A 6,000-nucleotide genomic window follows, 5' to 3' on the forward strand; every position below is an offset into this window, starting at 1 on the left:
GTGTGCTCGGCAGAAGGTCTGCCAAAGGTGACTTTTCCCCTGGTCGGGGATGGAAACGCCCTTCGTGGACCCTCGCGTCGGACAGTCCGGAAGATGTGCCAGAGTTGCCACGTCCCGGCCGTGAGCACGTACCGTACGGCGGACAGGCGGGACTGCCGGGACACCGGGAAGGGGCAGCTGGGTTGACCACGCACGCACCGAAGGCGACGCAGTCGGTGACGCTCCCGGCCTCGCTCGACGAGGCCGTGGCGGCTCTCGGCGCCATGCCCGCCGCCGTTCCCGTGGCGGGCGGCACGGACCTCATGTCGGCCGTCAACAAGGGCCTCCTGCGGCCGGCGGGGCTGGTCGGCCTCGGCCGGATCAGCGAGCTGCGCGGCTGGCACTACCAGGACGGCCACGCCCTGCTCGGCGCCGGACTCACCCACGCGCGCATGGGGCGGCCCGACTTCGCCGCGCTCATCCCCGCGCTGGCCGCCTCCGCGCGCGCCGCGGGTCCGCCCCAGATCCGTAACGCCGGGACGCTCGGCGGGAACATCGCCACCGCTGCCCCGACCGGCGACGCCCTGCCGGTCCTGGCCGCCCTGGAGGCGGACCTGGTCATCGCGGGCGCCGACGGCTCCCGTCGTGAGATCCCCGTCTCGCACCTCCTGGCGGGCCGCGAGATGCTCGAGCCCGCCGAGCTGATCGGCTTCGTCCGCGTACCGCTGCTGCACGCCCCCCAGGTCTTCCTCAAGGCGACCGGCCGCACCGGCCCCGGCCGCGCCACCGCCTCCGTCGCGATCGTTCTTGATCCCGCCCGGCGCGGCGTGCGCTGCGCGGTCGGCGCGATCGCCCCGATGCCTCTGCGGCCGCTGGAAGCCGAACACTGGATCGCCTCCCTGATCGACTGGGACGGCGCACGCGGTCTGGCCCCCGACGCGCTCGCCGCTTTCGGCGAGTACGTCGCCGCGGCCTGCATCCCGGACCACGAACCACCGGAGGACGGGGGAGAGGCGCCCCCGCTGTCGCCCGCCGTCCTGCACCTGCGGCGCACGGTCGCCGCGCTCGCCCGACGCGCACTGGGGAGGGCACTGTCGTGAGCAATGAAGAGAACCCCGACCAGCGGCAAGGCCGGCCCGACCCGTACGCCGGCTGGGAGCCGACCCCGCAGGGCGGTGAGTACGACGCCGAGGCGACCGCCTTCGTGCACCTGGCCCCGGAGGACCTCGCCGCCCTGGGGAACGATCCGCTGGCCGCCCCCGGCCACAGCTACGTCCCGCCGATGATCCTGCCGCTGACCCCGGCCGCCGGGCTCGACCCCGCGGCGACGGGCAGCTGGGTCGTGCAGACGCAGAGCCAGCAGGAACGGGCGTCCGGTCACTCCGCGAGCACGGAGGCCGCACCGGACGCCGTGCACTGGCCCGACCCGAACCAGCACCAGGATCCGTACCAGCAGCCGTACCCGGACACGTCGCAGTACGCGCAGACGTCGTCCACGACGGCCCAGTGGAACTTCACCGAGGCCGTGCACGCCGAGCCCGAACCGGCTCCCGAGCCCGCCGGCCACACCGGCGAGTGGACGATCCCGGTGACGGACAACGACCTCCCGGAGGAGTCCGGCGAGTACGCGGGGTCGGTGACGGCCTCCCCGTGGTACGCGGACATGCCGCCGGCCACGCTGCCGGGCGGGGCTCCCGCGCCGTGGGCTACGCAGGCGCAGGCGCAGGCTCCCGAGGCCGAGCTCCAGGCCGAGGCCGAGGCCGGGGCCAGGTTCGAGGAGACCGCCTCCGGGCCCTCGGAGCCCGTAGCGGCCCCCGAAGGACACGTGGAGGCGGAGGAGGCGGCCCCGGAGGCCGCCGGTGAGCTGGAGGAGCGTCCGGGGAACCCGCCGGCCGATGCCCCCGAGGCCGAAGCCGAAGCAGAGGTTTCTCCCGGGGCCGAGGCAGAAGTGGGCCCCGGAGCCGAAGCGGAAGCCGGTCCGGAAGCGGAAGCCGGTTTCGAGGCTGACCTCGGAGCCGTGTCCGGCCCCGAAACCGGGATCGGATACGAGCACGACCACGCGCACGACCACGCGCACGGGCCCGTGCCCACGGAGGAGCCCGCTGCCCCCGTCCTCTCCGGCGGCCCCAGCGAACACCCCTCGGCCGCGTACGTCCTCCACGTCAACGGCGTGGACCGCCCGGTCAGCGACGCCTGGATCGGCGAGTCGCTCCTGTACGTGCTCCGCGAGCGCCTCGGCCTCGCCGGTGCCAAGGACGGCTGCTCACAGGGCGAGTGCGGTGCCTGCAACGTCCAGGTCGACGGCCGCCTCGTGGCTTCCTGTCTGGTGCCCGCCGCCACGACGGCGGGCAGCGAGGTCCGTACCGTCGAGGGCCTCGCGGTGAACGGCGAACCGTCCGACGTCCAGCGGGCCCTGGCCGAGTGCGGGGCCGTCCAGTGCGGGTTCTGCATCCCGGGGATGGCGATGACCGTCCACGACCTCCTGGAGGGCAACCACGCCCCCAGCGAGCTGGAGACCCGGCAGGCACTCTGCGGCAACCTCTGCCGGTGTTCCGGCTACCGGGGCGTGCTCGACGCCGTACGGGAGGTCGTCGAGGGCCGGGAGGCGATGGCGGAGACGCCGCCCACCGCACCGGACGACGCCGAACCGCGCATCCCGCACCAGGCACCGCCCGGCGAGGGCAGCGCCCAGTCACCCGAGCACGAGGGAGACGTCCGGTGAACACCGCGTCGTCCCCCGCACCACCGCTCATCCCCACCACCAGCCGCCACCGCAGCGGAGCGAACGACAAGGAGGCGGCGTGACCAGCGACGCAGCCACCGCGACCAGCACCACGCGCACGACACCGCCGCCCGAGGGCCCCGACCAGGGCCAGGAGCCGCCCGCGCTCGGACTGGGCGTCTCGCTGCCGCCCGCCGACGCCCGCGCCAAGACCGAGGGCACGTTCCCGTACGCGGCCGACCTCTGGGCCGAGGGCCTGCTGTGGGCCGCGGTGCTGCGTTCCCCGCATCCGCACGCGCGCATCCTGTCGATCGACACGACGGCCGCGGTCGGCATGCCGGGCGTCCACGCGGTCGTCACGCATGAGGACATCCCCGGGGACGGCTCGTACGGCCGCCGGGTGGTCGACCGCCCCGTGTTCGCCTCCGATCTCGTGCGCCACCACGGCGAGGCGATCGCCGCCGTCGCCGCGGACCACCCCGACACCGCACGGCTGGCCGCCGCCGCGATCGCCGTCGAGTACGAGGTCCTCGAACCGGTCACCGACCCCGAGAAGGCCTTCGCCGCCGAACCCCTGCACCCCGACGGCAACCTCATCCGCCACATCCCGCTGCGCTACGGCGACCCGGACACCGTGGGCGAGGTCATCGTCGAGGGCCTCTACCGCATCGGCCGCCAGGACCCCGCCCCGATCGGAGCCGAGGCCGGCCTCGCCGTGCCCCGCCCCGACGGCGGCGTCGAGCTCTACACCGCGTCCACCGACCCGCACACCGACCGCGACCTGGCCGCCGCCTGCTTCGGCCTCGACCCCGAACGGGTCAAGGTCGTCGTGACCGGCGTCCCCGGGGCGACCGGCGACCGGGAGGACCCGGGCTTCCAGATCCCGCTGGGCCTCCTCGCCCTGCGCACCGGCTGCCCCGTCAAGCTGGCCGCCACCCGCGAGGAGTCCTTCCTCGGGCACGCCCACCGCCACCCGACCCTGCTGCGCTACCGCCACCACGCGGACGGCGAGGGACGGCTGGTCAAGGTCGAGGCGCAGATCCTCCTCGACGCGGGCGCGTACGCCGACTCCTCGTCCGAGTCCCTGGCCGCCGCCGTCGCCTTCGCCTGCGGACCGTACGTCGTCCCGCACGCCTTCATCGAGGGCTGGGCGGTCCGTACGAACAACCCGCCCTCCGGCCATGTCCGGGGCGAGGGCGCGATGCAGGTCTGCGCGGCGTACGAGGGCCAGATGGACAAGCTGGCGGCGAAGCTCGGCATCGACCCGGTCGAACTGCGTCTGCGCAACGCCCTGTCCACAGGCGACATCCTCCCCACCAGCCAGACCGTGACCTGCCCTGCCCCCGTCGCCGAGCTCCTCGGCGAGCTGCGCGACTTCCCGCTCCCCACCCTCCCCAAGGACGCCCCGGAGGACGACTGGCTGCTGCCGGGGGGCCTGGAGGGCGCCGGTGAGCCCGGGGCCGTCCGCAGAGGTGTCGGCTACGCCCTGGGCATGGTCCACATGCTCGGCGCGGAGGGCGCGGACGAGGTCTCCACGGCCACGGTCCGGGTCCACGACGGCGTCGCCACCGTCATCTGCGCCGCCGTGGAGACCGGCCAGGGCTTCACCACGCTCGCCCGCCAGATCGTCCAGGAGACCCTGGGCGTCGAAGAGGTCCACGTCGCGGCCGTGGACACCGACCAGCCCCCGGCGGGCCCGGCGACGCACGGCCGCCACACCTGGGTCTCGGGCGGCGCGATCGAACGCGCCGCCAAGATGGTCCGCACCCAGCTGCTCCAGCCGCTGGCCCACAAGTTCGGGATGTCCACGGAGCTGCTCCAGATCGCCGACGGCAAGATCACCTCGTACGACGGTGTGCTGTCCACGACGGTCAGTGAGGCGATGGACGGCAAGGAACTCTGGGCGACCGCCCAGTGCCGCCCCCACCCCACCGAGCCCCTGGACGAGTCCGGCCAGGGAGACGCGTTCGTCGGCCTGGCCTTCTGCGCGGTCCGCGCGGTCGTCGACGTCGACATCGAACTCGGCTCGGTACGGGTGGTGGAGATGGCCGTCGCCCAGGACGTCGGCCGGATCCTCAATCCCTCCCAGCTGGCCACGCGCATCGAGGCGGGCGTCACGCAGGGCATCGGCGCGGCCCTCACGGAGAACCTCCGCACCGCCCGCGGTGTGATCCGGCACCCGGACCTCACCGGGTACGCGCTTCCCACGGCCCTGGACGCGCCGGACATCCGCATCGTGAAGCTGATCGAGGAACGCGACGTGGTGGCCCCCTTCGGCGCCAAGCCGGCGTCGGCTGCCCCGGTGGTTACCTCTCCGGCGGCGGTGGCGTCGGCGGTCCGCGCGGCGACGGGCCGCCCGGTCAACCGCCTCCCGATCCGCCCGCAGGCAGCGGTGGCCACGCCGAGGCCGTGACGTGTGATCCGCGTTGCACCCGAAGTACCTGTGTGCGGAGTGTCACCGGCGATGACTACAGTGATGCGTGAAGTTGTGGCCAGCCGTCTACGGGGAGGGTGCTGTGCTGCCGAGTGATGGGGCCGGAGCGGGGATGGCGGCCGTGCCGTTCATGGGGTTCACCACGGCGGCAGCCGCCGTGGAACTGGCCACCGAACTGACGTCGTTCACCAAGTTCCGCAATCGGATCGACGAGATACTGGTCGCCCTCAAGGAGTCCCCGGCCGACGCGAAGCAGCTCGGCCAGGACCCGATGAAACGTACGCAGTTCGGCGGTGGCGACAACCACTGGGCGGAAGCTGCAAGCCTGTTCATGTCGTACCAGACGGTGATCACCGAGCTGGAGACGCTCTCGAAGACCCTCTCGGACTCGATAGAGGGCATGAGCATCGCGGTCCTGGCCTCGCACAACGGCTACGAGAACCTGGACATCGACATCCGGCGCCGCATGCTCGAGATCTCGGACGGTGCGAAGGAGCAGTACGGGGGCGAGTACGACCCGACGCGGCAGGGGGGCGGGGACGCGGCTCCTGCAAAGCCGACGAAGCCTGCTGACACCGCCGGCGTTTCCGGCACGTGATGATGACCACTGCATGACACGGGGATAGGCGGGGGCCGATATGGACCACAGGGAAGCAGGACAGGGCACACCCTTCGACAGCATGACGCACGAGACCATGCTGGCCTGGCTGGACATGGCCAACAGTGGGGCGATCCAGGGTGCGTCGGACCGGTTGATCAGTGCGGCGAAGGAGATCCGCGAGATCGCGGAGGAGCTGAAGGTCCGTCCGCAGACGGTCGAGTGGAAGGGCGAGGGCGCCACAGCCTTCCGCACCTGGAGCGAAGA

At 73.0% G+C, this 6,000-nt stretch carries 4 protein-coding genes and 1 pseudogene; all 5 read left to right on the top strand.

What is annotated here, in order from left to right; translation table 11 throughout:
* Nucleotides 1–182 precede the first annotated feature (182 nt).
* Complete coding sequence (locus ABZ441_RS25260) at nucleotides 183–1,079, top strand: FAD binding domain-containing protein (RefSeq protein WP_358978155.1); 897 nt, start codon at nucleotides 183–185, stop codon at nucleotides 1,077–1,079.
* Nucleotides 1,076–2,701: a (2Fe-2S)-binding protein gene (locus tag ABZ441_RS25265; protein WP_358978157.1), complete on the top strand. Its 1,626-nt coding sequence runs from the start codon at nucleotides 1,076–1,078 to the stop codon at nucleotides 2,699–2,701. Before ABZ441_RS25260 ends, ABZ441_RS25265 begins: the two co-directional genes overlap by 4 nt.
* Before the next feature lie 79 nt (nucleotides 2,702–2,780).
* On the top strand, nucleotides 2,781–5,114 hold the full coding sequence (locus tag ABZ441_RS25270; protein ID WP_358978159.1) for a xanthine dehydrogenase family protein molybdopterin-binding subunit: 2,334 nt from the start codon (nucleotides 2,781–2,783) through the stop codon (nucleotides 5,112–5,114).
* A gap of 67 nt (nucleotides 5,115–5,181) precedes the next feature.
* The gene (locus ABZ441_RS25275; protein WP_358978161.1) at nucleotides 5,182–5,733 is read left to right on the top strand and encodes a hypothetical protein; all 552 of its coding nucleotides are present in this window, start codon (nucleotides 5,182–5,184) and stop codon (nucleotides 5,731–5,733) included.
* Nucleotides 5,734–5,815: 82 nt separating this feature from the next.
* Nucleotides 5,816–6,000: pseudogene (locus tag ABZ441_RS25280) on the top strand (translation initiation factor IF-2); the annotation flags it as partial.

The organism is Streptomyces sp. NPDC005752 (assembly GCF_040630715.1).
In the GTDB taxonomy this organism is placed as follows: domain Bacteria; phylum Actinomycetota; class Actinomycetes; order Streptomycetales; family Streptomycetaceae; genus Streptomyces.